Source organism: Pseudomonas sp. SP16.1 (assembly GCF_052682975.1).
Genome location: NZ_JBQYFZ010000001.1, coordinates 342,819 through 369,022, shown reverse-complemented (window position 1 = coordinate 369,022; position 26,204 = coordinate 342,819). Strand labels below are relative to the sequence as shown.

Sequence of the window (26,204 nt, the reverse complement as noted above, 5' to 3'; positions counted from 1 at the left end):
ACGCCACCATGCTTCAGCAAACCCTGCACCACTTCCATTTCTGCTGCGGCCTGGGCGGCGGCGCCAAGGGCTTCAACCGGGCGAAACCCATCGTCGGCAACGTGCAGGCGCGCTGGGAATGCCTGGGCGGCATCGACGTTGACCCGGCTGGCCTGCGCGACTTCGAGCAGCTGGCCGGCGTGCCTGGCACCCTGATTGACCTGTTCACCCGTGACCAGTACACCCGCTTTCACGGGAAAGAGCCGCCTGCAGGCTGGCGCGAGGCCTCGGCCGATGACGTGCGTCGCGCTGCGCAGAACAAGCGCCCCGACGCGGTGTTCATCAGCAGCCCGTGCAATGGCGCCAGCGGCCTGCTCTCCGAGAAAATGAGCCAGACCCCGAAGTACCAAGCTCTGAACGAGCTGACCTTGCGCTGCATCTGGCTGATGGGCGAAGCCTGGAAGGACGACCCGGTGCCGCTGATCGTCTTCGAGAACGTGCCGCGCCTGGCCACCCGCGGCCGGCACCTGCTTGACCAGATCAACAGCCTGCTGAGCCACTTCGGCTATGCCGTCGCCGAAACTACCCACGACTGCGGCGAGCTCGGGGGCCTGGCGCAGTCTCGCAAGCGCTTCCTGCTGGTAGCGCGCCACGTCGAGAAGGTGCCGCCGTTCCTGTACGAGCCGGAGAAAAAGAGCCTGCGCGCCGTCGGCGATATCCTCGGCCGCATGCCTCTGCCGGGCGATATTGACGCCGCCGGCCCGATGCACCGCGTGCCCTCGCTGCAGTGGCAGACCTGGGTACGCCTCGCCCTGGTGCGTGCCGGCAGCGACTGGCGCAGCCTCAACGAACTGGCGATCGAGGATGGCCACCTTCGTGACCTGATCATCGTGCCGGAGTACCGCTCCGGCTATTTGGGCGTGCATGGCTGGGGCGATACCAGCGGCACCATCGCCGGCCGCAGCAGCCCCACCAATGGCGCCTTCTCGGTTGCCGATCCACGGTACCGCCAGGCCGCGAACTGGAATCACGGCCAGCAGTTCGGCGTCATTCGCTGGGACGATTCGTCGCCGACCATCCCCGGGCAAACCATGCCCGGCCAGGGCACCTTCAGCGTTGCCGATCCGCGCTATCACAACTGGCACCAGGGCGCGAGCAGCCGCAAGCTACACGTCGGCAAGTGGGACGGCCACACCGGTACCGTGACCGGCTCTCAGCAGGTGGCCAGCGGCGCCCTGTCGATCGCCGACCCGCGCCCGAACTGGAACCGCCACAGCGGCAACTACCGCGTTGTTCCGTTCGACAAGCCTGCCGGCACCATCATCGCCGGCGGCAAGGGTGTGCAGGGTGGCCAGCAGTCGGTAGCAGATCCTCGCATCCTGCACCGCGGCAAGGGCGACAACTACCTCACCGGCGGCCACTACGGCGTTATCCCGTTTGACCAGAACTGCGGCGCGATCGCCGCCAGCTCGCGCTACGACAGCGGGCGCTTCAGCGTCGCAGACCCGCGCATCCCTGCCGCCAATGACCGCCTGACCTGCATCATCCGCAGTCTCGACGGCACCTGGCACCGCCCCTTCACCACCCTGGAGAAGGCAGCGCTGCAAAGCCTGGTGGAGCCGGAAGAGCAGTTGATTCTCGACGGCCTGAGCGACAAGGAATGGAGCGAACAAATCGGCAACGCCGTGCCACCGCACGCCGCCGAGGCGATCGCGCACGTCATGGGCACCACCCTGCTGCTGGCCGCTCAGGGCGAGACCTTCATGCTCAGCAATATGCCGGTCTGGGTTCGCCCGGTAGCCGTTGGCCTGAGCGTCGCCGAGGTACCGCAGGCGTGAGCCGCCGCAAGCCCAACAACGCCCGCGCCCGGCTTGAGCGTTCCTGCCGGGCCATCCTGAGCAGCAACCACGTTGCGGTGGTGAGCATCAGCCCGAGCGGCTGGCAGGGCATGGTCAACTGGAAGTTGGCCAAGCGAATTCCGCCCGGGCGCCAGGTGGCCAACGCGCTCTGCGATATCCCGCATCGCTGGACGATCTACGTCGCCGGCCTGTGCGTGGACCAGTCGGGCAATCGGTACATGAAGAGCATCGAGGCCATGCCCGATGGCAACTACCTGGCCGCGCACCTGACGGACGTTATCGAAACGTGCGTCATGGACCAGCGCGCCACCTGCAACCCGCGGCACCTGATCGGGTCCGGCTGGATCGCCATTCCCAGCCAGGTATCCCTGACCGAGGAACAGGCCTACCGGATCTTCGACCTGGTCGGTGCCTGGAGCCAACTCAAGGTGAGCGCATGAACACCCCCACCTACTGCCGCGAAACCGGGCTGCGCATCGGCGCCTGCCCGTGCCCGCGATGCAGGCCGCCCACTCCGAAAGAGGACTGACCATGAACAACATCCCCAAGCGCCCGACCGTCACCGAAGAAATGAAGCTGCAGGCCGCCCAGTCGCTGGTCGCAGATGTCGGATGGGACGCGCACAACGCCGACGACATTGCCGCCAACTACGGCTACGGCATGGACGGCTTCGACCTGGCCAAGGCCCTCGACAAGTGGGCCAGCTGGGATACCAGTCGCGACGATATGGAAGAACTCGACGGCATGCAGTCCCGCGTCGATCAACTGTTGCATGAGGCCGAGGAGAAGTGGTTCGCCGACAACGACATTCAGCCGCCGCTGCCCATTGGCGCCCGCATCTCCATCCGCGATGGATTCGGCCACATCACGGAAATCTACCAGTACGGCGTGGCCAAGTATGCCGTGAAGCCAGAAGGCCAGGATGACGCCGCTACGTTCAACCGCCGACTGATCATCAAGTTCGAAGACGCCGTAGAAGCCTGAAACCAGCCCGGCCGGACTTCCCTGCCCGATGCCGCCGGCCAGGCCAGACAACGATTATCCCACACCGTGAGGTGAACCATGACCATCCAAGCGAATGCGCAACACCTGCCCGGACTCGAACTCGCCTGGGCAGAACTGCACGCTGCCGGCTATCAGCCAGGCGATGCACCGCACAAGATCCTGGCACAGGCGATCGCAGCAGCCAGCGCCGATCCTGAATGCGACCGCAGCGCGTGCGGCGACTACTCTCCAGGCCCCTGCGACAACCCGGACTGCCCGGCCAGGCGTGATAAGCCAGCACCTGCAGTTGTAAACCAGCAGCTTACTACTGCCGTCTGTCTGTGGAAGCGCGAGCAGGATAGCGTCTTCTACGAAACTAGCTGCGGCCAGGTCTGGTACTTCACCGTCGGAAGCACGCCCGAGGAAAACAGCGCCTACTTCTGCCACCACTGCGGAAAAAGCCTGGAGGTGCAGCGGTTGGTCGCCTACCAAGTTGGCGACAACGACATCGTGGCCGCCTACGACCCCGCCGGCGCCATCCAAGTGCTGGTTGACTTCGCCGGCTATGGCGAGGACTTCGACGAGAGCGACGTCGAGCCGGTCAGCGACAAGGTGCTGGATGCCACTGAGGCCTTCGACCAAGACGAAGGCAAGATCATCCCCCTCGAAAAGACCCTGCGCCAGCAGCTCGCCGAGCTGACTGAGCCCGCATACCTGCATGGGTGGGAGTGAGATATGGACGGCATCTGCGCAACCTTCGTCCTCTGCTGCCAGCTCGGCACGCTCTGCGGGCAAAAGTCGATCAAGGACCTTCCCGGTTGCTGGGAACACCAGATCAACGATGACTGGCACCTTTCTTTCAATGGCCATGCCCACGAACTGAAGAACAGCAGCGGCGACCCTGTGCCGCCCTGCTCCGTGTGGGTCAAGCACAGCAAGTACTTCGCCTCCGGCGTGGTCATGCCTGGCGGCGGAATCATGCTGGGCGGCCGCGAGGCAGAGGACGACCTGATCGCCGCCCTTGAGGTCGCCATCCGCGACCTGGGCGGCACCCCTGCCACCGATGAAGAACAGCAGGAGCAGCAGCCATGAGCCGGAGCGGATACTGCGACGATATCGATAACTGGGATCTGATCCGCTGGCGTGGTGCGGTGAGCTCGGCCATCAAGGGCAAGCGTGGTCAGGCCTTTCTGATCGAGCTCCGCGACGCGCTTGATGCGATGCCGGAAAAACGCCTGATTACTGAAGAACTCCAAGCCGATGGCCAGTTCTGCACCCTGGGCGTGCTCGGTGCCAAGCGCGGCATCGACATGAAAGGGGTCGATCCAGATGATCGCGAGTCGGTCGCCGCTCTCTTCGGCATCGCCCCGGCGATGGCCGCTGAGATTGTTTTCGAGAACGACGAGGTAGGCAGTTGGCGAAATGAGTCACCCGGAGACCGCTGGAAGCGCATGCGCAAATGGGTCGAGGACAACATCGTACAGGTGCAGTCATGAGCCCTGACAACGATCCCGCCTTCTACCGCCCCACCGTCTACGACTGGAACGCCACCTGCGATATCTGCCTGCGCCCTCGCAGTGCTGGTGGCCACCAGAAGTGCTCGAAGAAGCGCCAGGCCCTGCGCCGGCGCGAGCAGGAGTCCCGCAATGAGCATTGAACGCACCTACCGCTGCAACCTTTGCCGCGACACCTATGAGCCCAAGCAACTGGTCGGCCTGCACTGGACCACCTTCCCAAAAGGCTGGACGGAAAAGCCCGCGCCCGAGGTGGAGAACCACATCTGCATGCCATGCCTTACATCGCTGCAAGCCATGACGCAACGCTGCGGCCAGGGCTTCGAATGCACGGGCGGCCCGAACTGTGGTAGCGACCACAAATGAGCCGGATGCTGCACCACGAACCAGAGGACGACCCAGCCTATCAGGCCGGCCACTCGGCGCGCGAGCGAGGCGCAAGCAGGCTCGCCTGCCCATATGGGCTTCACGACATGCTTCGCCACTCCCTGTGGCTGGCTGGGTGGCACGACGCAGACATGGAGCTATCCGCATGACCAGTTACATTCCCCTGAAGACACTCACACCAGCACCACAACGGATCTACCTGAGCGGTCCTTGCACCGGGCTGCCGGAATTCAACTATCCCGCGTTCAACGCCGAGGCCGCCCGCCTGCGCGCGCTCGGCTACCACGTCGAGAACCCCGCCGAGAACCCGCGCCAGGATAGCTGGGAAGCCTACATGGCCGTCTGCATCCCGCAGATGCGTACCTGCGACACCATCGCCCTGCTGCCTGGCTGGTCGGAGTCGCGAGGTGCACTGCGAGAACGGCAGGAGGCCGTGCGACTCGGCATGACCATCACCCCAGCCGCCCGAATCATCGACAGGAGAGTGCGCCATGAGCATGAGCCAGTCCCACGCCGTGAAACTGATCAATGCACAGTCCAAGGGCATCACGCTGGCCCGAGCAGTCCAACTGCTGGACGAAGCCCGGCGCTATGTCGGCCAGTCCAGCAGCGTCCGCGCCATGGATCTGAGCCGGGAAATGCTGGAGTTCTCGGCGCAGTACCGGCAGGCGGTTGAAGATGAGGCATAATGGCCAGCCGCGGGTGATGGCCAGCACGACGCGCTGTGTATCCCGCCGTGTATCCCGGAATCGAAAACAGCGACTCAGCCAAGCAATAGCAGGAGAATGTGAGTCTCCCCCGGGGCACCATCAAATCAGAGCCCGCAAGGCCTTGCCTTGCGGGCTTTTTCGTAACGGCAGCAACGCCATGCCAGCGCTTTGGCCGTTCCTCGGCGAGCCCCGTAAAACCTGGCCGGCAGCGCTGTAGGCAGGGGTTGGCAATTGCCCAAAAGTTAGCGTAGAGTGACTGCACTGTTTGCATGGGTCGCTGTGAATCGTGACCTGATGCAGTAGATCATTCGATCCGCTACATCCCGCTCGACTTCTATTACTCCTTGCAACCAGTCTCAGCCCTCTATAGTTAGAGGCTGTCATCAACTCTAGTTTCAAGGAAAAAGACATGTCGAATCGTCAGAACGGTACCGTCAAGTGGTTTAACGACGAGAAAGGTTTTGGTTTTATCACTCCCGAGAGCGGTCCGGATCTGTTCGTGCACTTCCGCGCGATCGAAGGCAACGGCTTCAAGAGCCTGAAAGAAGGCCAGAAGGTCAGCTTCATCGCCGTACAAGGTCAAAAAGGCATGCAGGCCGACCAGGTTCAGATCCTGGGCTGATTGCCGCTGCTTTGAAGAACCCCTGATCTCGCATCAGGGGTTTTTTTATTCCTGCAGGAAAGTCACGGTTAGAATGGCGCGCCCTATCGTCACAGCGAGCCCATCATGCCGAGACACCAGCTGCGCCCGCAGGGGGAATTCCCCACTGCCGGCCTGACCCGTCGCCTGGCGGCGATCTTCTACGACTTCCTGCTTTGCGTCGCGCTGATCATGGTGGTTACCCTGATCTACCAGCAGGGCATCCTGCGCCTGATCCACGGCAGCGAGAACCTGCTGGCGATGGCCGAAGCCGGCGCCCTGGACAACGACCCCATCCTGGCCAGCCTGGTACTGCTATCCCTGTTCGCCTTCTTCGCCAAGTTTTGGACGCACAACGGCCAGACCCTGGGCATGCAGGCCTGGGGACTGCGCGTGCAGAACGCCGATGGCAGCGCCATCGATCTCTGGCAGGCGCTACTGCGTTTCGTGGTGGCCATCGGTTCCTGGCTGTTCGCCGGCCTCGGCTTTCTCTGGCTGTTGTGGGACAAGCAGGGCCGCACCTGGCACGACATCTATTCGGACAGCCGCGTGGTCCAGCTGCCCAAGGGCACGCATAAGCAATAACGCGCCGCATGCACAAAAAAGCCGGCACTGACAGCCGGCTTTTTCGTGCATGCGCGAACCTCACCCCGCCCTGCGCAGCATCCAGAACCCGGCCAGGCCGCAGACGCCCGCAGGAACCAGCACCGCCAGCAGCGGCGAGAAGCCGAACACCAGGCTGGACGGCCCGAGCAGATCCTGGGCGATACGGAATACGAAGCCCACCAGCACGCCGGTGAATACGCGCTGCCCCAGGGTCACCGAGCGCAGCGGGCCGAAGATGAAGGAAATCGCCATCAGTACCAGTGCGGCGGTGACCAGCGGCTGCAGCAGCTTGCTCCAGAACGCCAACCAGTAGCGCGCGTTGTTCAACCCCTGCTCGGCCAGGTAGTGGATGTACTGCCACAGACCGGTGACCGACAGCGCCTCGGGTTCCATCACCACGGTGCTGAGCAGTTGCGGGCTCAGTTCGATATCCCAGCGCTGCTCGGGACTCTCGATCACCTCGGTAGCGCCTTCACGGAAATGAGTGGTCGCCACGTTGCGCAGCAACCAGTGATCGCCACGGTGCTCGGCACGACGAGCGAAGCTGGCGGACAGCAGGCGGCGCGCGTCGTCGAACTGATAACGCGTCACCCCGAGCAGCAGACCGTCCGGCTGCACGGCATTGATATGCACGTACTCCTGGCCCTGGCGATGCCACATACCGTGCTTGGAACTCTGCGCGGCACCGCCGCCCTGGGCCAGAGCACGACTGGCCTGGGCCTGGTTCTCGGTCAGCGGCGCGACGTATTCGCCGATCAGGATGCCGGCCAGCATCAGCACCAGCATGGGCTTCATCACCGCCCAGACGATGCGCCCGATCGACACCCCGGCGGCGCGCATGATGGTCAGCTCGCTGTTGCTGGCCAGGCTGCCAAGGCCGATCAGGCAGCCGATCAAGGCCGCCATCGGCAGCATCTCGTAGGCCCGCCGCGGCGCGGTCAGGAGCACGTACCAGAGCGCCTGGCCGACACCGTAGTCGCCCTTGTTGAGGTCGCCCAGTTCGTCGATGAAGGCGAACAGCAGCGCCAGACCGAGGATGATGCCGAGGACAGCGAGGATGGCGATGAATACCTGGGCACCGATGTACCTATCCAGCTTAGCCATGGGCCACCTCCAGCGCGGCGCGACGGCTGGCCCGGTACAGGCTCAGCTGTTCCCAGTAGAGCAACAGCAGGCCGATCGCCAGGAAGATGCCGTGTACCCACCACAGCCCCAGGCCGGGCGGCAGCTTGCCCTTGTCCAGCGCGCCACGGGCGGCGATCAGCAAACCCAGATAGGCCATGTACAGGAAAATCGCCGGTAGCAGCTTGAGGAAGCGGCCCTGGCGCGGGTTGACCCGCGACAGCGGCACCGCCAGCAAGGTGACGACGAATACCAGCAGGGGGATCGACAGGCGCCACTGCAGCTCGGCCTGCAGGCGCGGGTCGTCGCTGCCCAGCAGTTCGCGGGTCGGCATCGCCTCGCGCTCGCCGGCCTCGATCACCACTTCCGGCTTGGCCAGCAGCACGCCGTAAGTGTCGTACTGCACCGCACGGTAGTCCGCCTCGCCCGGCTCGCCGTCGTAGCGGTAGCCGTTTTCCAGGATCAGATAGCGGCTGCCGTCGGCCTGGATTTCCTGGCGCCCGCTCTCGGCCACCAGCACGGTGATGCCGCGCTCCGATTTGCCGTCGGTGGAGAAGCGCTTTTCCGACATGAATACCCCGCGCAGCTCGCCTCGGTCGGCCGACAGCTCTTGCGAATAGGTCACCCGCGAGCCGTCCTTCATCGACTGGAAGCGCCCCGGCACCAGGGTATCGAGCTCGGTCAGCGCGTCCTGCTCGTTGAGGATGCGCGCGACCTCGGCCACCCCCTGCGGCGCCAGGCCCATGCTCAGCCAGCCGGCCAGCAGCGCCACCAGCAGCGCCGGCGCCATGCTGTAGACGGCCAGCCGCTGCTGACTGACGCCGGTGGCCGAGAGCACGGTCATCTCGCTTTCCAGATACAGGCGGCCGTAGGCCAGCAGGAAACCGAGAAACAGGCCCAGCGGCAGGATCAGCTGGAGGAACCCGGGAATCCGGTAACCCATGATCAGAAACAACACGCCGGGGTCCAGCGCCCCCTGCGCGGCCTGCGCCAGGTACTTGATGAAACGGCCGCTCATGATGATCACCAGCAGCACGGCGCTCACCGCGCCGAGGGTCACCAGCACTTCGCGGGACAGATAACGGAAGACGATCAAACCGGACGCTCCAGGGTTGTCAGGCTCAGGCGGCTACGCTCAAACTAGCCGCGCCTCTTGCCGGCCCGCCTTGCGGCAAGCCCTCGAAAAAATGGCGGCCATTATCCGCCAAACCCGACTCTTTGTCTTGGGGACAGCTCACATGGAATTCCTCGTCAAAAGCACCCGCCCGGAAACCCTGAAGACCGCCACCCTGGTACTGGCCGTCGGCGAAGGCCGCAAGCTGGGCGAAACCGCCAAGGCCGTGGACATGGCCAGCGGCGGCGCCCTTTCCGCCCTGCTCAAGCGCGGCGACATCGCCGGCAAGTCGGGCCAGACCCTGCTGCTGCACGACCTGCCGGGGCTCAAGGCCGAACGCGTACTGCTGGTTGGCAGCGGCAAGGGCGATCTATCGGACCGTCAGCTGCGCAAATTGGTTGCAGCCGCCCACGGCGTGCTCAAGGGCCTCGGCGGCGGCGATGCGGCGCTGGCACTCGGCGAGCTCAAGGTCAAGGGCCGCGACGCCTACGGCAAGGTGCGCCTGCTGGTGGAGACGCTGGCCGACGGCGACTACCTGTTCGAGCAGTTCAAGAGCAAGAAGAGCGATGCCCGCGCACTGAAGAAGATCACCCTGATCACCGACAAGGCCGAGCTGGCCGAGGTCGAGCGCGGCGTGCAGCACGCCCGCGCCATCGCCAGCGGCATGGCCCTGACCAAGAATCTCGGCAACCTGCCGCCGAACCTCTGCCACCCCAGCTACCTGGCCGAGGAAGCCAAGGCCCTGGGCAAGGCGTACAAGAACCTCAAGGTGGAAATCCTCGACGAGAAGAAGCTCAGGGAGCTCGGCGCCGGCGCCTTCCTCGCCGTGGCCCAGGGCAGCGAGCAGCCACCGCGGATGATCGTCATGCACTACCAGGGCGGCAAGAAGGACGACAAACCCTTCGCCCTGGTCGGCAAGGGCATCACCTTCGACACCGGCGGCATCAGCATCAAGCCGGCCGCCGGCATGGACGAGATGAAGTACGACATGTGCGGCGCCGCCAGCGTGTTCGGCACCCTCAAGGCGGTGCTCGAACTGCAACTGCCGATCAACCTGGTGTGCCTGCTGGCCTGCGCCGAGAACATGCCCAGCGGCAGGGCGACCCGCCCCGGCGACATCGTCACCAGCATGAGCGGGCAGACCGTGGAAATCCTCAACACCGACGCCGAAGGCCGCCTGGTGCTGTGCGACACCCTGACCTATGCCGAGCGCTTCAAGCCGCAGGCGGTGATCGACATCGCCACCCTCACCGGCGCCTGCATCGTCGCCCTGGGCAGCAACGTCTCCGGGCTGATGGGCAACAACGAGGCGCTGATCAAGCAGATCCTCAAAGCCGGCGAACATGCCGACGACCGCGCCTGGCAACTGCCGCTGTACGACGAGTACCAGGAACAGCTGGACAGCCCCTTCGCCGACATCGCCAACATCGGCGGGCCGAAGGCCGGCACCATTACGGCTGGTTGTTTCTTGTCACGCTTCGCCAAGAACTACCATTGGGCGCACCTGGACATCGCCGGTACCGCCTGGGTCAGCGGCGGCAAGGACAAGGGCGCCACCGGCCGCCCGGTACCGTTGCTGACCCAGTATTTGCTGGATCGCGCCAAGGCCTGATGTCCCTGTAGCCCGGACGCAGTTAGACTGCATCCGGGCCACGACTTTCATACACGGAATCGCAATGCCCAGAATCGAGTTCTACGTTCTCTCCTCCAGCGATACCGAAGGCCGGCTGCGCGCCGCCTGCCAGTTGGCGCTGAAGGCCTGGAGCGCCGGCCTGCCGGTGTTCCTGCGCGGCAGCGACGAGGCGCAGTGCGAGGCGCTGGACCAGTTGCTATGGGAGTTCAAGGCCGAGCGCTTCGTGCCCCATGATCTGCATCGCAACGCGCCGCAGTCGCCGGTGACCCTGGGCGTGGACGAGGTGCCGAGCCATGAGCAGGGCGTGCTGATCAACCTCGGCAGCAGCCTGTCGCCGCATATCGAGCGCTTCGCCCGCATCATCGAGATCGTCAACCAGCAGCCGGAACTGCTCAACGCCTGTCGCGAGAATTTCCGTAGCTATCGCCAGCGCGGGTATGATCCCAAGCGCGTCGAACTTTAAGGGTTGAACGACGTTCACAATCCAGGCAACCCTGCCCTTTTTGCCCGCTGTGCCGACCGCCATGGACACCCCCAAGCCTCCTCAGAAACCCGCTCAGTTGCTGCACGACCTCGAGTCGATTCGCGAGCTGCTGGGTGACGACAGCCATGAACCGCCGCTGCTGATCGACTCGCTCGACCCGGACAGCATTCCGGTGCTGTCCGATATCGTCAGCGCGCCGCCCGGCCCGCCGCCGCCCTTTCATGCCGCGCCGCCGTCCAGACCGACCCCAGCTGCACAGGCCGCGCCGGCTGCCACAAGCCCCGTACGCGAACGCCTGGAGCCGCGCCTGCAGGACAGCGCCCGCAATCTGCAGCACCTCGATGGCGAGCTGCGCGCCGCCGCCCAGCTGATCCTGCAGGACGTGATCGACGACTTCGTGCCGCAGATCGAGGCCGAGCTCAAACGCCGCCTGGAAGCGCGCCTGCCGCGCCTGCTGCCGCCGCGCAAGCCTTGAGGCACGGTGCGCACGGCGCACCCTACGACTGCGATTCCGCCTAGGGCGGGTACCACCCGCCACGTCACAGATGGCGGTTTCAGCCCCCCTATAGCGCGAGACTTATGGCTTGCCTGGTATACGCGGTATACTTGCCGGCTTTTCCGATCAGCCGTCACAAGGGTCCCGCCGCGCATGGACAAGACCTACCAGCCGCACGCCATCGAATCCAACTGGTACCAGACCTGGGAGCAGAACAACTACTTCGCCCCACAAGGTAGCGGTGAGCCTTACACCATCATGATCCCGCCGCCGAACGTCACCGGCAGCCTGCACATGGGCCATGGCTTCAACAACTCGATCATGGACTGCCTGGTCCGCTTCCGCCGCATGCAGGGCCGCAACACCCTGTGGCAGCCGGGCACCGACCACGCGGGCATCGCCACCCAGATGGTGGTCGAGCGCCAGCTGGCCGCCGAGGGCATCGGCCGCCACGACCTGGGCCGCGAGAAGTTCCTGGAGAAGGTCTGGGAATGGAAGGAGCAGTCCGGTGGCACCATCACCCGGCAGATCCGCCGCCTAGGCAGCTCGGTGGACTGGTCGCGCGAGCGTTTCACCATGGACGAAGGCCTGTCCGAAGCGGTTAAAGAAGCCTTCGTGCGCCTGCACCAGGACGGCCTGATCTACCGCGGCAAGCGTCTGGTCAACTGGGACACCAAGTTCCACACCGCCATCTCCGACCTGGAAGTCGAGAACCACGACGAGAAGGGCCACCTGTGGAACCTGCGCTATCCGCTGGCCGACGGCAAGACCACCGCCGAGGGCCTGGACTACCTGATCGTCGCCACCACCCGCCCGGAAACCATGCTTGGCGACTCTGCCGTAGCCGTGCACCCGGAAGACGAGCGCTACAAGGCGCTGATCGGCAGCTACATCGAGCTGCCGCTGGTGGGCCGGCGTATCCCGATCGTCGCCGACGACTACTGCGACCCCGAGTTCGGCACCGGCTGCGTGAAGATCACCCCGGCCCACGACTTCAACGACTATGAAGTCGGCAAGCGCCACAACCTGCCGCTGATCAATATCTTCGATGCCGATGCGGCGGTACTGGCTCGCGCTCAAGTGTTCAATATCGACGGCAGCGTCAACGCCGAGATCGACGGCAGCCTGCCGGCCGAATACGCCGGCCTCGACCGCTTCGTCGCGCGCAAGCAGATCGTTGCCGCCTTCGCGGCCGCCGGCCTGCTGGAAAAAATCGAAGACCACGCCCTGAAAGTACCGAAGGGCGACCGCTCCGGCACCGTGATCGAACCGTGGCTGACCGACCAGTGGTATGTCTCCACCAAGCCGCTGGCCGAGAAGGCCATCGCCGTGGTCGAGAGCGGCGAGATCCAGTTCGTGCCCAAGCAGTACGAGAACATGTACTTCAGCTGGATGCGCGACATCCAGGACTGGTGCATCAGCCGCCAGCTGTGGTGGGGCCACCGCATCCCGGCCTGGTACGACGAGGCCGGCAACGTCTATGTCGGCCGCGACGAGGCGGAAGTCCGCGCCCAGCACAACCTGGGTGACATCGCCCTGCGCCAGGACGAAGACGTGCTGGACACCTGGTTCAGCTCCGGTCTGTGGACCTTCTCCACCCTCGGCTGGCCGCAGCAGACCGACTTCCTCAAGACCTTCCACCCGACCGACGTACTGGTCACCGGCTTCGACATCATCTTCTTCTGGGTCGCCCGGATGATCATGCTGTCCACCCACCTGACCGGGCAGATCCCGTTCAAGACCGTGTACGTGCACGGCCTGGTGCGCGATGGCCAGGGCCAGAAGATGTCCAAATCCAAGGGCAACGTGCTCGACCCGCTGGATATCGTCGATGGCATCAGCCTGGACGCCCTGCTGGAGAAACGCACCAGCGGCATGATGCAGCCCAAGCTGGCCGAGAAGATCGCCAAGCAGACCCGCGCCGAGTTCCCCGAGGGCATCGCCGCCTACGGCACCGACGCCCTGCGCTTCACCAACCTGGCGCTGGCCTCCACCGGCCGCGACATCAAGTTCGACATGGGCCGCGTCGAGGGCTACCGCAACTTCTGCAACAAGCTGTGGAACGCCGCCAACTTCGTCATCGAGAACACCGATAACCAAGACACCGGCGTGGGCGGCGAAGCCGTGGACCTGTCGCCGGTCGACCGCTGGATCACCTCCGCCCTGCAGCGCTGCGAGCAGGACGTCACCCGCCACCTCGACGCCTTCCGCTTCGACATGGCCGCCCAGGCCCTCTACGAGTTCATCTGGGACGAGTACTGCGCCTGGTACCTGGAGCTGGTCAAGCCGGTGCTGTGGGACGAAAACGCTCCGATCGAGCGCCAGCGCGGCACCCGCCGCACCCTGGTGCGCGTGCTGGAAGTGATCCTGCGCCTGGCCCACCCGTTCATGCCCTTCATCACCGAAGAAATCTGGCAGCGCATCAAGGGCCAGGCCGGCAAGGACGGCGCCACCCTGATGCTGCAGCCCTGGCCGGTAGCCGCCGATGAGCGTATCGACGCCGCTGCCGAAGGCGATATCGAGTGGGTCAAGCAACTGATGCTGGGCGTGCGGCAGATCCGTGGCGAGATGAAGATCTCCATGGCCAAGCGCATCGACATCATCGTGCAGAACGCCAGCGCAGAAGACCTGCGCCGCCTGGCCGAGTTCGAGCCGCTGCTCGGCAAGCTGGCCAAGCTGGAGTCGGTACGCGTGCTGGCCGCAGGCGAGGAAGCGCCGATGTCCGCCACCGCCCTGGTCGGCGAGATGCAGGTGCTGGTGCCGATGGCCGGGCTGATCGACAAGGACGCCGAACTGGCGCGCCTGGACAAGGAAATCGCCCGCCTGCAGGGCGAGGTGCAGCGCGTCGGCGGCAAGCTGGCCAACCAGGGCTTCGTCGCCAAGGCGCCGGCCGAAGTGCTGGACAAGGAACGCGCCAAGCTGGCCGAGGCCGAACAGGCCCTGGCCAAGCTGGTGGAGCAGCGCGGCAAGATCGCCGCGCTCTGATCCCTCTGCAATACCCGCCGGCCCGCGCCCTCACCGGCGCGGGATGGCTCTTTGCGCCAGGGGCTTTAACCGCACAGTCGCGGGCAAAGCCTGGCCCCTGCGTCTCGTTACTCCCCATGCGTGCGCGGCCGCGCTCGGCGGCATGACCGGTAAAAATCTTGCCATAAAGTACTGTTTGACTTCTCTAAGGCATCGTTTTAGGGCTTTCCCCCTCCCATTTGTCGAACTTTTCAGGCATCTTCTGCGGCCGACCCCGGTGGCCTTTCTGCGAGACCGCCCACTCTTATAAAAAAATCGGAACCCTGAACATGTATGCGTTGATGGCGCTGGTCTTTGTCCTCGGCTACCTGTGCATCGCACTGGAGCACCCCCTGAAGATCGACAAGGCGGCCTCCGCGCTGCTGACCGCAGTGCTGGCCTGGACCATCCTGGTACTGGGCGCCGACAGCATCCTGCCGCTGCTCGGCACCGGCACGGCCGGCGCCAGCACCAACACCCATCATGTGGTCGAGGAATTGCGCCACCACCTGGGCGAGATCTCCGAAATCCTGTTCTTCCTCATGGGTGCCATGACCATAGTCGAGCTGATCGACGCCCATGAAGGCTTCAAGGTGATCACCGACCGCATCCGCACCACCAAGCGGGTCAACCTGCTGTGGCTGGTGGGCCTGATCACCTTCTTCCTGTCCGCCGCGCTGGACAACCTGGCCACCACCATCGTGATGATCTCGCTGCTGCGCAAGCTGATCGCCGACCAGCACGAGCGCTGGTTCTACGCCGGCATCGTGGTGATCGCGGCCAACGCCGGCGGCGCCTGGTCGCCGATCGGCGACGTCACCACCACCATGCTGTGGATCGGCAACCAGATCACCGCCACCGGCATCATCACCAAGCTGCTCGTACCCAGCCTGGTCTGCCTGCTGGTGCCGATGATCATCATGAGCTTCGTGCTCAAGGGCGACGTCAACCCGCCGCGCCTGAAGGAAAGCGCCGAAAGCCGGCGCGACCCGACCACTCCGTTCGAACGCAACCTGGTGTTCAGCCTGGGGCTCGGTGCGCTGATCTTCGTGCCGATCTTCAAGACCATCACCCACCTGCCGCCCTACATGGGCATCCTCTTCGGCCTCGGCCTGCTGTGGGTGACCACGGAGATCATCCACCGCAGCAAGAACAGCGAGGACAAGGACCCGCTGTCGGTGGTCGGCGTACTGCGCCGCATCGACATCACCAGCGTGCTGTTCTTCCTCGGCATCCTACTGGCGGTGTCCGCCCTGTCCAGCGCCGGCCACCTGATCCAGGTCGCCACACTGCTCAAGGACAGTCTCGGCAACGTCTACAGCATCGCCATCTCCATCGGCATGTTGTCGGCAGTGGTGGACAACGTGCCGATGGTCGCCGGTGCCATGAAGATGTATCCGCTGGTCAGCCCGGAAGCCCTGGCCGCCGCGGTCTCCACCGAACTACCGTGGCTGAGCAATTTCGTCGTCAACGGCAATTTCTGGGAAATGCTCGCCTACTGTGCCGGCACCGGCGGCAGCTGCCTGATCATCGGCTCGGCCGCCGGCGTGGCGGCCATGGGCATGGAGCGCATCAACTTCATCTGGTACCTGAAGCGCATCACCGGCCTGGCCTTCATCGGCTACCTGTCCGGCGCCGCCACCTATATGCTGATGTTCGCCGCCTGAGCCCCGCGCGCGGGGCGAGCTCGCCACAGGGAGTGATCATGCAAACGAGCAAGACCCGCACCAGCTTCTACCGCCGCCTCTATGTGGCCTGGCTGATCGACAGCGGCCAGGCCGTCAGCGTACCGGCGCTGATGGAGGCGACCGGCATGCCGCGACGCACCGCCCAGGACACCCTCGCCGCCCTGGCCGAGCTGGACATCGACTGCCAGTTCGAGCAGCGCCAGGGCGAGCGCAATAACGCCGGCCACTACCGCATCCGCGACTGGGGCCCGATCGACAAGCGCTGGATCGCCGCCAACCTGCAGCAGATCAAGATCGCCCTCGGCTATCCCTGAGACAATCGCGCCGTCATTCAAGGACTCGCGATGAATCCGGATCTGCTCTGGGTGCTCGGTTTGTTGGCCGGCGCCGTCACTCTCTTCGTCATCGGCAAGCCGCGCATGGACGTGGTCGCCCTGCTGGTACTGGTCGCCCTGCCGCTGACCGGCGCGCTCGACCTGCCGCAGACCCTGGCCGGTTTCAGCGACGCCAACGTGATCCTGATCGCCGCGCTGTTCGTCATCGGCGATGGCCTGGTGCGCACCGGCATCGCCTACCGCCTGGGCGACTGGCTGGTGATCCGGGCCGGCAGCAGCGAGACGCGCCTGTTGATCCTGCTGATGCTGGCCGTGGCTGGCCTGGGTTCGCTGATGAGTTCCACCGGCGTGGTGGCGATCTTCATCCCGGTGGTGCTCGGCGTCGCCGCGCGCCTGCGCATCGCCCCGGCGCGTCTGATGATGCCGCTGGCCTTCGCCGGACTGATCAGCGGCATGCTGACCCTGGTGGCCACCCCGCCGAACCTGGTGGTGCATGCCGAGCTGCGCCGCGCCGGCCTGGACGGTTTCGGCTTCTTCGATTTCACCCCCATCGGCCTCGCCGTGCTGCTGCTCGGTATCGGCTATATGCTGCTGGCGCGGCGCTGGCTGGTGCGCAACGAGGCCGGCAAGGGCGATGAGCCGCCACGCCTGACCCTCGCCGACCTGGCCGAGCGCTACCGCCTCGGCGAGCGCGAGCGGCGCCTGCGCCTGCGCGCCGACTCGCCGCTGGCCAACCAGGTGCTCAACGAGCTGGCGCTGCGCCGCGACTACGGCATCAACGTGATCGCCGTCGAGCGCCGCCGACGCCTGCGCACCCTGCTGCTGGTGGCCAGCGGCAACACCCAGCTGGAGCCCGGCGACGTGCTGCTGGTGGATATCGCCAGCCCCGCCATCGGCCTACTCGGCGCGTACCAGGCACTCGGTCTGGAACCCATGCCGCTGCCGCACTCCTACTTCAGCCTGCACGCCCACCAGCTGGGCCTGGCCGAGGTGGCGCTGCCCCCGGAATCGCAGTTGCCGGGCAAGACCATCCAGGAGCTGGGCTTTCGTTCGCGGCACAAGCTCAACGTGGTCGGCCTGCGCCGCCAGGGCCGGGCCCTGGAAGGCCTGCTGGTGGACGAGAAGCTCAAGGCCTCGGACTGCCTGCTGGTGGCTGGCGAGTGGAAGGCCATCCACCGCCTGCAGGCGCTGAGCCGCGACTTCCTGGTACTCAGCCTGCCGGCGGAAGTGGCCGAGGTGGCGCCGGCCGCGCGCAAGGCGCCCTACACCCTGCTCAGCCTGGCGGTGATGGTGGCGCTGATGGTTTCCGGCCTGGTGCCCAACGTGCTGGCCGCGCTGATCGCCTGCCTGCTGCTGGGCGCGTTTCGCTGCATCGACCTCGATAGCGCCTACCGCGCCATCCACTGGCCGACGCTGATCCTGATCATCGGCATGCTGCCCTTCGCCCAGGCCCTGCAGCAGACCGGCGGCGTCGAGCTGGCGGTCCAGCTGCTGGTGAGCGGCCTGGGCGGCGCCGGGCCCTACCTGATCCTCGCCAGCCTGTTCACCCTGACCGCGCTGATCGGCCTGTTCATCTCCAACACCGCCACCGCGGTGCTGATGGCGCCGGTGGCCATCGCCACCGCGCAGGCGCTGGACGCCTCGCCGCTGCCCTTCGCCATGACCGTGGCGCTGGCCGCCTCGGCGGCGTTCATGACGCCGATCTCCTCGCCGGTCAACACCCTGGTGCTCGGCCCCGGGCAGTACCGCTTCGGCGACTTCGTGCGCATCGGCGTACCCTTCACCCTGCTGGTGATGCTGGTCAGCGTGTTGCTGGTGCCGCTGATCTTTCCGCTCTGACCCGGACGACAGCAGCCCGACCAGTCCGTCGACGCGCAGCACGATCCCATTCGCCGCGAGGCGCGGCCCCTACAAACGCAGACTCGTGTACCGCACCTGTGGGAGCCCCGCCTCGGGGCGAAGCTTTTTTGTACTGGCTAACAGACCGGGCACAGCACCTGCAGGAGCCGGCATGCTGCGGTCCGGCGTCCCGGCAAGTCCCTCGATACATGCCTCCGCCGGGCGCGAACTGTGCGCGCCCGGCCCGACTATGGGAAAATCCCGCGCCCGACTCGCCGATGCCCGTTCATGCCCCAGCCGCCGAAACGCCCGCGCAAGCCCGCCCCGCCCGCCGTCAAGACCGCTCCGGCCAAGGGCCAGCTGCACCCGCGCAATCGCCACCAGGGCCGTTACGACTTTCCCGCGCTGATCCGCCTCAGCCCCGATCTGGGCCGCTTCGTCATCACCAACCCCTACGGCAAGCCGAGCATCGACTTCGCCGATCCGGCCGCCGTGAAAGTATTCAACCGCGCCCTGCTCAAGCAGTTCTACGGCATCGAGCACTGGGACATTCCCGACGGCTACCTGTGCCCGCCGATCCCCGGGCGCGCCGACTACCTGCACAACCTCGCCGATCTGCTGGCCGGCGAAAATGCCGGGCAGATCCCGCGAGGCGGCGCCATCCGCGCGCTGGATATCGGCGTCGGCGCCAACTGCATCTACCCGTTGATCGGCCACTGCGAATACGGCTGGCATTTCACCGGTGCCGAAATCGCCGCCGAGGCGCTGGCCTCGGCGCGCGCCATAGTCGCCGCCAACCCGCAGCTGGCCGGCGCCGTCGAGCTGCGCCAGCAGGCCAATGCCGAACACATCTTCCAGGGGCTGCTGCAGCCCGGCGAACGTTTCGACCTGAGCCTGTGCAACCCGCCCTTCCACGCCTCGGCCTCCGACGCCAGCCGCGGCAGCACGCGCAAGTGGCGCAACCTCGGCAAGCTCGACCCCAAGCGCAAGCTGCCGGTGCTCAACTTCGGCGGCCAGGCCGCCGAGCTGTGGTGCCCGGGCGGCGAGGCGGCCTTCCTCAAGCGCATGGCCAGCGAGAGCGCGCGGGTGGCCGAGCAGCTGCTGTGGTTCAGCAGCCTGGTGTCCAAGGGCGGCAACGTCGAACTGCTGCAAGGCTGGCTGGCCAAGGCCGGCGCCTGTGAGGTGCGGGTGCTGGGCATGGCCCAGGGCCAGAAGCAGAGCCGCCTGGTGGCCTGGACCTTCAAGGATGCCGAGCAGCGCAGCGCCTGGCGGCAAACCCGTTGGCGCTGAGACCTGCTGGTGCGCACGGCGCCCCCTACGGGCTATCCCCTAGGGTGTCGCGGGGCCGCCTAGGCCGGGCGCACCGACCCAGCTACCAGGGCAACCAGCCGCCCAGCCCCAGCCACAGCCCGGCCGCGGTCATGCTCAGCAGGGTCACCGGCACGCCGCTGCGGGCATAGTCGACGAAGCCGATGCGCACGCCCTGACGCTTCGCGCCTTCGGCGACGATCAAGTTGACCACGCTGCCGATCAGCAGCAGGTTGCCGGCCAGGGTCGACATCAGCGCCAGGCCCACCAGCACCGGCTCGGACAGTTCCGGCAGCAGGCCCAGCAGCAACACCACGAAGGGCACGTTGCCGATCAGGTTGCTGGCCAGCAGCGAGGCCGAGGCCAGCGCCCACACGCCCTGCGGCAGCAGGCCGTGGGCGGCGAGCCAGTGGCCGGCACCGGCCAGCTCCGGCAGCTCCAGCGCCGCGCCGCTGACCAGAAACAGCCCGGCGAACAGCAGCAGCAGGTTCCAATCCACCTTGTGCACATAGTCGCGGCTGTCCACCCGCCGCGACACCATCACCAGCGCCGCCACCAGCAACGCCGACAGCTCGCGCGGCAACGCCGTGGCGAACAGCGCCAGCAGCGCCAGGCTGGCCGCCAGCGGCTTGAGGTAGCTGTGCGCGCCGTAGATGCGCGCCGCCGGGGTTTCCTCCACCGGCAGCGGCTGCGGCGTGCCCCAGCGGTTGCGCCACTGCAGCCAGAGCACGGCGTAGACGATGGCCATGGCCAGCAGCGCCACCGGCGCGGCCAGGGCCAGGTAGCCCCAGAAATCCAGGCCGCCGGCCTGGCCGATGAGGATGTTCTGCGGGTTGCCGATCAGGCTGGCGGCCGAACCGGCGTTGCACGACAGCGCCAGGGCCAGGAGAAACGGCCGCGGGTCGAGGCCGCGTAGCTGCAGGCTGTGGCACAGCAGCGGGGTCAGGGCGAAGGCGACGATATCGTTGACCAGGATCGCCGACAGTCCGCCGCCGAGCAGCACCACCCCGGCCAGCAGCAGCGCCGGGCGCTGGGCATGGTGGGTCAGGTACTGGGTGAGCCAGGCATAGACGCCGGAGAAGTCGAACTGCGCGGAGATCAGCATCAGCGCCAGCAACAGCAGCAGCGCCCCGGCGTCCAGATGCCCCGCTGCCTCGTCCATGCTCAGCGCGCCGCTGACCAGCAACAGCACCGCGGCGCAGCCGGCGATCCAGCTGCGGTCGATGCGCAGCCCGCGCACGCCGCCGGCGGCCATGCCCAGGTAGGTGAGAAAGAACAGGCCGATAACCAGCCAGGAAGTGATCGTCATGCCCGCTCCGTCAGATGCGCCGCCACTGCCCTGTGGCAGTAGCGGCGCACTCTAGCGCCAGCGGTGCTGCAAGGGAATGGGGCGCCTCAGGCGCCGACCATGCCCTCAGGTGCGGCGCCCTGCTGCAACTCGGCCAGCACCAGATCGGCCACCGGCCCGCCGGAGGCCGGGTTCTGCCCGGTGATCAGGCGCTGGTCGGCGATGGCGAACGGCAGCCAGGGCTCCGGCGCCTTCTCGTAGTGGGCGCCACGCCGAACCAGTTCGGTTTCGGTGAGAAAGGGCACGTGCTGGTCCAGCTGGGCGAGTTTCTCCTCGGTGTTGGAGAAGCCGGTGACGCGCTTGCCGGCCACCAGCAGCGCGCCGTCGGACAGCTTGATATTGAGCAGGCCCACGGCGCCGTGGCAGACCGAGGACACCACCCCGCCGGCCTCGTAGATGTCGCGGGCCAGCGCCTGCAGCGCGGCGTTGTCGGGGAAGTCCCAGATCACCCCGTGGCCGCCGGCGTAGTAGATCGCCGCGTAGTCCTCGGCCTTGACCTGATCCGGGCGCAGGGTGGCGCCGAGGCGGTTCATGAAGGCCTTGTCCTGATACCAGCGCCAGTCCACCGGCTCGGCCATGGCCAGGCTGTGCGGGTCGATGGGCGTGTAGCCGCCCAGCGGGCTGACGTAGTCGACCGTGTGACCGTCCGCCTGCAGTTTCTTGACGAAATGCACCGCCTCGCCCAGCCACAGGCCGGTGGCCCGGTCGAGGTTGGGATACTTGGCCACGCTGGTCAGCACCACCAGGATCTTCTTGCCCATCGCATCTGCTCCTGTAGCGGGTGAAGGGCGCCGCCCGCGCGGCGCATACCCCACCACAGTAGAACAGTTGCCGGCCCTTTCCCCGCCAGCGGACGGACGGCCCCAGGCGGTAGGGTGGATGTCGCTTTCCACATCCACCAGAGCGGTGGATCGGTGAAGCGTGATCCACCCTCAGCGCTGCCCCGGAAAGCGACAGATCATTCGTATCGCGACACGAGTGGATCCCCGCCTTCGCGGGGATGACGGGAGTTGGATTGGTCATTCCCGCGCAGGCGGGAACCCAGAAAGCCGCGTGATAACGCTAGCGGATAAACTCGCGGCTGACCTGGCGAAACAGCTCGCTGCCGGCCTGCTCCAGCCACTCGAAGGCGACCATCTCGCGCGAGACGATCGCCGCCCCGGCGCGCTCCATCCGCGCCAGGCCCAACGCCTTGTCGCGCGGCGTGCGCGAGCCCACCGCCTCGTCCACCACGAACACCTCGCGCCCGGCGGCAAGCAGGCCGAGCACCGTCTGCAGCACACAGACGTGGGTTTCCGCGCCCATCACCACGAACTGCCGACGCTCGCCGCCGGGCAGGTCGAACAGCCCGGCGCCGGCCGTGGCGGCAAAGTGGATCTTCTCGCGCACCGCGCCTGCCGGCAGCAGTTCGCGCAGCGGCGCCAGGGTCGGCCCCAAGCCCTTGGGATATTGCTCGGTGGCGATCACCGGCACCTGCAGGCGCTGCGCCAGACGCAGCAGCCAGGCGGCCTGCTCGGCCAGCTCGGCGGCGCCGTCGATGGCCGGCAGCAGGCGCTCCTGCAGGTCGATCAGCAGCAGGGTGGAATCTTCGGCTTGCATCAACATCGCTATGCTCCTTCCTTCACCGCAAAACGCGCGTCGAGCCGGCTGTAGCCGAGGCCGACGCCCTTGTATACGCGCAGCTGTACCGGGATGCGCTCCTTCATCGCCTCGACGTGGCTGATCACGCCGATGGTCTTGCCGCTGGCGTTGAGGTTGTCCAGCGCGTCCAGCGCCACTTCCAGGGTCTCGCCGTCCAGGGTGCCGAAGCCCTCGTCGAGAAACAGCGAGTCGATGCTGGTCTTGTGGCTGACCAGGTCCGACAGCGCCAGGGCCAGCGCCAGGCTGACCAGGAAACTCTCGCCGCCGGACAGCGTGCGGCAGTCGCGCGCCACGTCGGCCTGCCAGGTGTCGAGCACTTCCAGCTCCAGCTCGCCGCTGCCCTTGCGCGCCAACTGGTAGCGGCCGTGCAGGCGCGCCAGCTGGCGGTTGGCCAGGTGGATCAGGTGATCGAGGGTCAGGCCCTGGGCGAACTTGCGGAACTTGGCGCCGTCGGCCGAACCGATCAGGCCGTTGAGCTGCTGCCACAGCGCATGCTCGCTCTGCTGCGCTTTGATCTCGGCGAACAGCGCCTGCTGGCTGCTGCGCCGCGCATCGTCGGCCTGCAACTGGGCGCGCAGTTCGCCCTGGCGCTGGCTCAGCGCGCGCACTTCGCCCTGCAGCGCCTGCAACTGCTCGTCCAGCTCGGCCAGCGCCAGCTCGGTCTGCGGCGTGGCGCGCAACTGCTGCACCTGCGTCTCGGCGGCAGCCAGCAGGGTCGCGGCCTCGGTCAGGGCGCGCTGCAACCGCGCCTGCAAGGCGGCGAGGCGTTCGCGTTCGTCCTCGGCCAGCAGCGCGGCGAGAAACGCCGACAGGTCGGCGAAGGGGCTGGCCGCCAGCGCCTGCTGCCAACGCTGCTCGGCGTCGTTCAGGCGCGCCTGCAGTTGCTGCAGCAGCGCCTGCTGGCTCTGCTCCCGGCCACGCAGGGCATCGCCTTCGCGCTGGGCGCTGGCCAGGCTGGCGGCCGCATCGTGCAGGGCCTGCTCGGCTTGCGCCACAGGCTCGGGCTCGGTCAATGCCGAGGCGCCTGCGGCCTGCCAGCGCTGCCGCCACTGAGCGGCCTGCGCCTCGGCTTCGGCGAGCAGGCGCTGCGCCTCGCGCTGCAGCTCCTGCAGTTGCTGATCCTGCGCCTGGGCCTGCTGCCAGTCGCGCCAGGCGTTTTGCTGTTCGGCCAGCCAGGCGGCGCCATCGGCCGGCAACTGGTTGGCGAAGCCGTCCAGGCTGGCCAGCAGCCTCTGCCCCTGGTGCTGCAGCTCCCGCTCCAGCTGCTGCAGACGCCCCTGCTGCTCGGCCTGGCGCGCCTGCAGGTTGTCCAGATCGCGCGCCAGCAGCGCCTGGCGTTGCTGCGTATAAGCCAGGGCCCGCTCGGCGACCTCGCGGGCGCCGCGCGCCTGCGCCAGTTCGGCCTGCCGGCTCTCGACCTGGGCCAGCCGGCTCTGCACTTGCGCCAGGCTCTGTTCATGGCTGCGCTGCAGCTCGGCCAGGGCCGCGCCATCGGCCAGCGACAACGCCTGCTCGGCCAGTTGCTGCTGCCACTGCCCATCCAGTTGGGCGGCCTGTTCGCGGACCTGCTCCAGCTGCTGCTGCAGCTGGGCGATCTGCGTGGTCAGGCGGGTCAGCTCGTCGCGCAGGCTGGCGCCCTGGTTTTCCAGCTGCGCCAGATCGTTGCGGCCCTGCTCCAGCGCCTGGCGCGTGGCCGAGACGTCGAGCGCCTGGTACTGGCTGACCGCCGGGTGCTCGTGCGAGCCGCACAGCGGGCAGGCCTCGCCCGGCTGCAAGCGGGCGCGGTAGGCCTCCAGATCCTGAATGCGCTGCTCCTGCTCCAGCAGCTTTTCCTTGTCGGCCAACTGCTGCTTGAGCAACTTGTAGCGCTCGCGCAGGCCGCCGATTTCGTCGTGCTTACCGGCGTGCTGGTGCTGCAGCTGCGCCAGCCGCGGGCTCAGCTCGGCGAGCTGCCCGGCCAGGCGCTCGCGCGTCTGCGCCAGCTGCTCCAGACGGTCCAGCGCCCTGCCCTGCACCTGCAGCTGCTGCCAGCGCTCGCGCAGCCCAGCCTCGCCGCTGTCGCCGAGCAAGACCTGCAGCTCGCCCTGCTGCCGGGCTTCGCTGGCGCGCGCCTGCTCCAGGCGCGCGGCGGCTTGCTCATGCTGCGCCGAGAACTCCCCGCCTTGACGCTGCAGGGCGACGAGTTGCTCGGCCTCCTGCGCCAGGCGCGTCTGCAGCGCCTGCTGCTCCCTGAGCAGTTGCCCGCGCTGGTCGAACTGCGCGCGCCAGCCGCCGAGCAACTCGCCCAGCCGCGCCCGCTGCGGGGCAGCGTTCAGGCGCGCCTGCAGGCTTTGCCGCCGATCGAGCAGAGCCTGCAATTCGCCCTGACGCAGACTCAAGGCCTGCTCGGCATAGCGGCTGGCCAGCCAGAGTTGCTGGCGCTCGCGCTCGGCACTGCCGCGCTGCTGCCGTTGCAGCTCGTCCAGCCCCTCGTGCGCCTGCTGCCTGTCCTGCTGCGCCTGCTGCCAGCCCTGGTACAGCGGCTGCAACCGCGCCGCCGGCTCGCTGGCGGCCAGGCGTTGCAGCTCGCCAGCCGCCTGCGCCTGAGCCTGCTGCGCCTGCTCCAGGCCCAGCTGCGCCTGATGGCACTGCTGCTCGGCCTGTTGCAGGGCCTCGCGCCAGCGGCGCTGGGCCTGCAGGCTTTGTTGCCGGGCCAGCAGCGGCGCTTCCTCCTGACTCAGGCGCTGGTGCTCGGCCTGCAATTCGCCGCGCTGCGCCTCGTCGAGCAGTTCCATGCCCTGGGCGCGGCTTTGCAGCAGGTTCAGCGCCTGCTCGGCGGCCTTGGTGCGCTCGTAGACCTGCTGCGAAATCCGCCCGTACACCTCGGTGCCGGTCAGCTCCTCGAGCAGCTCGGCGCGCTGGTTGGCACCCGCCTCGAGAAAGGCGGCGAAACCGCCCTGGGCCAGCAACATGGACTTGGTGAAGCGCTCGAAGTCCAGGCCGGTGAGCTCGGCGGTCAGGCTCTCCTTCTCGCGGATCTTGTCGGTGAGGATCTCGCCGCCGGCGATGCGCGCCAGCTCCACCTTGGGCGCCTGCAGCGCGCCGTCGACCCTGTCGCGCGCGCGGCGCTGGCTCCAGAAGGCGCGGTAGCCCTGGCCCTTGACCTCGAACTCGACCTCGGCCAGGCAGTCGGCGGTGTGCCGGGTCATCAGCTCGTTGCCGCTGGCCGACAGCGTTCCCATGCGCGGCGTGCGGTGATACAGGGCCAGGCAGATGGCGTCGAGCAAGGTGGTCTTGCCCGCCCCGGTGGGCCCGGTGATGGCGAACAGGCCGCTGTCGGCGAAGGGCGCGGCGGAAAAATCGATCTTCCACTCGCCCTTGAGCGAGTTGAGGTTCTTCAGGCGCAGGCTGAGGATTTTCATGCGGGAATGGCTAGCCGGGAATCAGGCGGGCATTCTGGCATTGTTGGCAGGGTTGTGCAGGCGCGGTGGACTGGACAGATGGCGCTATCGCCCAACGATAACCACAGAGTCAA

General features: G+C 66.8%; 26 protein-coding genes and 1 pseudogene. 21 read left to right on the top strand and 6 right to left on the bottom strand.

The window, feature by feature from the left end:
- Nucleotides 1-8: 8 nt before the first annotated feature.
- The 13 genes and pseudogenes from ACUTAF_RS01850 to ACUTAF_RS01790 all read left to right on the top strand — a co-directional run bounded on the left by ACUTAF_RS01850 (nucleotide 9) and on the right by ACUTAF_RS01790 (nucleotide 6,658).
- On the top strand, nucleotides 9-1,817 hold the full coding sequence (locus ACUTAF_RS01850; RefSeq protein ID WP_445578372.1) for a DNA cytosine methyltransferase: 1,809 nt from the start codon (nucleotides 9-11) through the stop codon (nucleotides 1,815-1,817).
- Nucleotides 1,814-2,278, top strand: coding sequence for a hypothetical protein (locus ACUTAF_RS01845; protein ID WP_445578371.1), 465 nt, complete (start codon nucleotides 1,814-1,816; stop codon nucleotides 2,276-2,278). Before ACUTAF_RS01850 ends, ACUTAF_RS01845 begins: the two co-directional genes overlap by 4 nt.
- A 91-nt stretch (nucleotides 2,279-2,369) precedes the next feature.
- A complete protein-coding gene (locus tag ACUTAF_RS01840; protein WP_445578370.1) occupies nucleotides 2,370-2,822 on the top strand; it encodes a hypothetical protein in 453 nt (150 codons plus the stop codon).
- A gap of 78 nt (nucleotides 2,823-2,900) precedes the next feature.
- Nucleotides 2,901-3,554, top strand: a complete 654-nt coding sequence (locus ACUTAF_RS01835) for a hypothetical protein (protein ID WP_445578369.1) — start codon at nucleotides 2,901-2,903, stop codon at nucleotides 3,552-3,554.
- Nucleotides 3,555-3,557: 3 nt separating this feature from the next.
- On the top strand, nucleotides 3,558-3,914 hold the full coding sequence (locus tag ACUTAF_RS01830; RefSeq protein ID WP_445578368.1) for a hypothetical protein: 357 nt from the start codon (nucleotides 3,558-3,560) through the stop codon (nucleotides 3,912-3,914).
- The gene (locus tag ACUTAF_RS01825; RefSeq protein WP_445578367.1) at nucleotides 3,911-4,318 is read left to right on the top strand and encodes a hypothetical protein; all 408 of its coding nucleotides are present in this window, start codon (nucleotides 3,911-3,913) and stop codon (nucleotides 4,316-4,318) included. The genes ACUTAF_RS01830 and ACUTAF_RS01825 overlap by 4 nt, the downstream gene beginning before the upstream one ends.
- The gene (locus ACUTAF_RS01820) at nucleotides 4,315-4,479 is read left to right on the top strand and encodes a hypothetical protein (protein WP_445578366.1); all 165 of its coding nucleotides are present in this window, start codon (nucleotides 4,315-4,317) and stop codon (nucleotides 4,477-4,479) included. Before ACUTAF_RS01825 ends, ACUTAF_RS01820 begins: the two co-directional genes overlap by 4 nt.
- Nucleotides 4,469-4,702 (top strand): hypothetical protein, encoded by a 234-nt coding sequence (locus ACUTAF_RS01815; RefSeq protein WP_445578365.1) that lies wholly within the window; start codon nucleotides 4,469-4,471, stop codon nucleotides 4,700-4,702. The genes ACUTAF_RS01820 and ACUTAF_RS01815 overlap by 11 nt, the downstream gene beginning before the upstream one ends.
- The gene (locus ACUTAF_RS01810) at nucleotides 4,699-4,872 is read left to right on the top strand and encodes a ribosome modulation factor (RefSeq protein WP_445578364.1); all 174 of its coding nucleotides are present in this window, start codon (nucleotides 4,699-4,701) and stop codon (nucleotides 4,870-4,872) included. The genes ACUTAF_RS01815 and ACUTAF_RS01810 overlap by 4 nt, the downstream gene beginning before the upstream one ends.
- Nucleotides 4,869-5,168, top strand: a pseudogene (locus tag ACUTAF_RS01805) (DUF4406 domain-containing protein); the annotation flags it as partial. The gene ACUTAF_RS01810 and the pseudogene ACUTAF_RS01805, both read left to right, overlap by 4 nt.
- Before the next feature lie 46 nt (nucleotides 5,169-5,214).
- Nucleotides 5,215-5,412, top strand: coding sequence for a hypothetical protein (locus ACUTAF_RS01800; protein WP_445582503.1), 198 nt, complete (start codon nucleotides 5,215-5,217; stop codon nucleotides 5,410-5,412).
- Between the two features lie 430 nt (nucleotides 5,413-5,842).
- Complete coding sequence (locus tag ACUTAF_RS01795) at nucleotides 5,843-6,055, top strand: cold-shock protein (protein WP_003246255.1); 213 nt, start codon at nucleotides 5,843-5,845, stop codon at nucleotides 6,053-6,055.
- A 105-nt stretch (nucleotides 6,056-6,160) separates the two neighbouring features.
- The gene (locus tag ACUTAF_RS01790; protein ID WP_445578363.1) at nucleotides 6,161-6,658 is read left to right on the top strand and encodes an RDD family protein; all 498 of its coding nucleotides are present in this window, start codon (nucleotides 6,161-6,163) and stop codon (nucleotides 6,656-6,658) included.
- Between the two features lie 60 nt (nucleotides 6,659-6,718).
- Here the strand turns inward: ACUTAF_RS01790 and lptG are convergent, their stop codons facing one another.
- Both lptG and lptF read right to left on the bottom strand, forming a co-directional pair.
- Entirely contained in the window at nucleotides 6,719-7,783 is a 1,065-nt protein-coding gene (gene lptG / locus ACUTAF_RS01785) for an LPS export ABC transporter permease LptG (protein WP_445578362.1), read from the bottom strand.
- Nucleotides 7,776-8,897, bottom strand: a complete 1,122-nt coding sequence (gene lptF / locus ACUTAF_RS01780) for an LPS export ABC transporter permease LptF (RefSeq protein ID WP_445578361.1) — start codon at nucleotides 8,895-8,897, stop codon at nucleotides 7,776-7,778. The genes lptG and lptF overlap by 8 nt, the downstream gene beginning before the upstream one ends.
- Before the next feature lie 142 nt (nucleotides 8,898-9,039).
- Here lptF and ACUTAF_RS01775 point away from each other — a divergent pair, with 142 nt between their 5' ends.
- From ACUTAF_RS01775 to rlmF, 8 genes are all read left to right on the top strand, one after another.
- Complete coding sequence (locus ACUTAF_RS01775; RefSeq protein WP_445578360.1) at nucleotides 9,040-10,527, top strand: leucyl aminopeptidase; 1,488 nt, start codon at nucleotides 9,040-9,042, stop codon at nucleotides 10,525-10,527.
- Nucleotides 10,528-10,591: 64 nt separating this feature from the next.
- Nucleotides 10,592-11,011, top strand: coding sequence for a DNA polymerase III subunit chi (locus tag ACUTAF_RS01770; RefSeq protein ID WP_445578359.1), 420 nt, complete (start codon nucleotides 10,592-10,594; stop codon nucleotides 11,009-11,011).
- A 61-nt stretch (nucleotides 11,012-11,072) separates the two neighbouring features.
- A complete protein-coding gene (locus ACUTAF_RS01765) occupies nucleotides 11,073-11,507 on the top strand; it encodes a DNA polymerase III subunit chi (RefSeq protein ID WP_445578358.1) in 435 nt (144 codons plus the stop codon).
- A gap of 174 nt (nucleotides 11,508-11,681) precedes the next feature.
- Complete coding sequence (locus ACUTAF_RS01760) at nucleotides 11,682-14,513, top strand: valine--tRNA ligase (RefSeq protein WP_445578357.1); 2,832 nt, start codon at nucleotides 11,682-11,684, stop codon at nucleotides 14,511-14,513.
- Between the two features lie 308 nt (nucleotides 14,514-14,821).
- Nucleotides 14,822-16,198, top strand: a complete 1,377-nt coding sequence (gene nhaD / locus ACUTAF_RS01755) for a sodium:proton antiporter NhaD (RefSeq protein ID WP_445578356.1) — start codon at nucleotides 14,822-14,824, stop codon at nucleotides 16,196-16,198.
- A gap of 38 nt (nucleotides 16,199-16,236) precedes the next feature.
- Nucleotides 16,237-16,533: a winged helix-turn-helix domain-containing protein gene (locus ACUTAF_RS01750; protein WP_445578355.1), complete on the top strand. Its 297-nt coding sequence runs from the start codon at nucleotides 16,237-16,239 to the stop codon at nucleotides 16,531-16,533.
- A 30-nt stretch (nucleotides 16,534-16,563) separates the two neighbouring features.
- Nucleotides 16,564-18,393 (top strand): SLC13 family permease, encoded by a 1,830-nt coding sequence (locus ACUTAF_RS01745; RefSeq protein ID WP_445578354.1) that lies wholly within the window; start codon nucleotides 16,564-16,566, stop codon nucleotides 18,391-18,393.
- 288 nt (nucleotides 18,394-18,681) lie between these two features.
- The gene (rlmF, locus tag ACUTAF_RS01740) at nucleotides 18,682-19,683 is read left to right on the top strand and encodes a 23S rRNA (adenine(1618)-N(6))-methyltransferase RlmF (RefSeq protein ID WP_445578353.1); all 1,002 of its coding nucleotides are present in this window, start codon (nucleotides 18,682-18,684) and stop codon (nucleotides 19,681-19,683) included.
- An 82-nt stretch (nucleotides 19,684-19,765) separates the two neighbouring features.
- On the opposite strand, the gene ACUTAF_RS01735 is transcribed toward rlmF, so the two are convergent.
- From ACUTAF_RS01735 to ACUTAF_RS01720, 4 genes are all read right to left on the bottom strand, one after another.
- On the bottom strand, nucleotides 19,766-21,010 hold the full coding sequence (locus tag ACUTAF_RS01735; RefSeq protein WP_445578352.1) for an SLC13 family permease: 1,245 nt from the start codon (nucleotides 21,008-21,010) through the stop codon (nucleotides 19,766-19,768).
- An 86-nt stretch (nucleotides 21,011-21,096) separates the two neighbouring features.
- Complete coding sequence (locus tag ACUTAF_RS01730; protein ID WP_445578351.1) at nucleotides 21,097-21,810, bottom strand: type 1 glutamine amidotransferase domain-containing protein; 714 nt, start codon at nucleotides 21,808-21,810, stop codon at nucleotides 21,097-21,099.
- 301 nt (nucleotides 21,811-22,111) lie between these two features.
- On the bottom strand, nucleotides 22,112-22,654 hold the full coding sequence (locus tag ACUTAF_RS01725; protein ID WP_445578350.1) for an isochorismatase family protein: 543 nt from the start codon (nucleotides 22,652-22,654) through the stop codon (nucleotides 22,112-22,114).
- 2 nt (nucleotides 22,655-22,656) lie between these two features.
- Complete coding sequence (locus ACUTAF_RS01720) at nucleotides 22,657-26,091, bottom strand: AAA family ATPase (protein ID WP_445578349.1); 3,435 nt, start codon at nucleotides 26,089-26,091, stop codon at nucleotides 22,657-22,659.
- Between the last annotated feature and the right edge of the window lie 113 nt (nucleotides 26,092-26,204).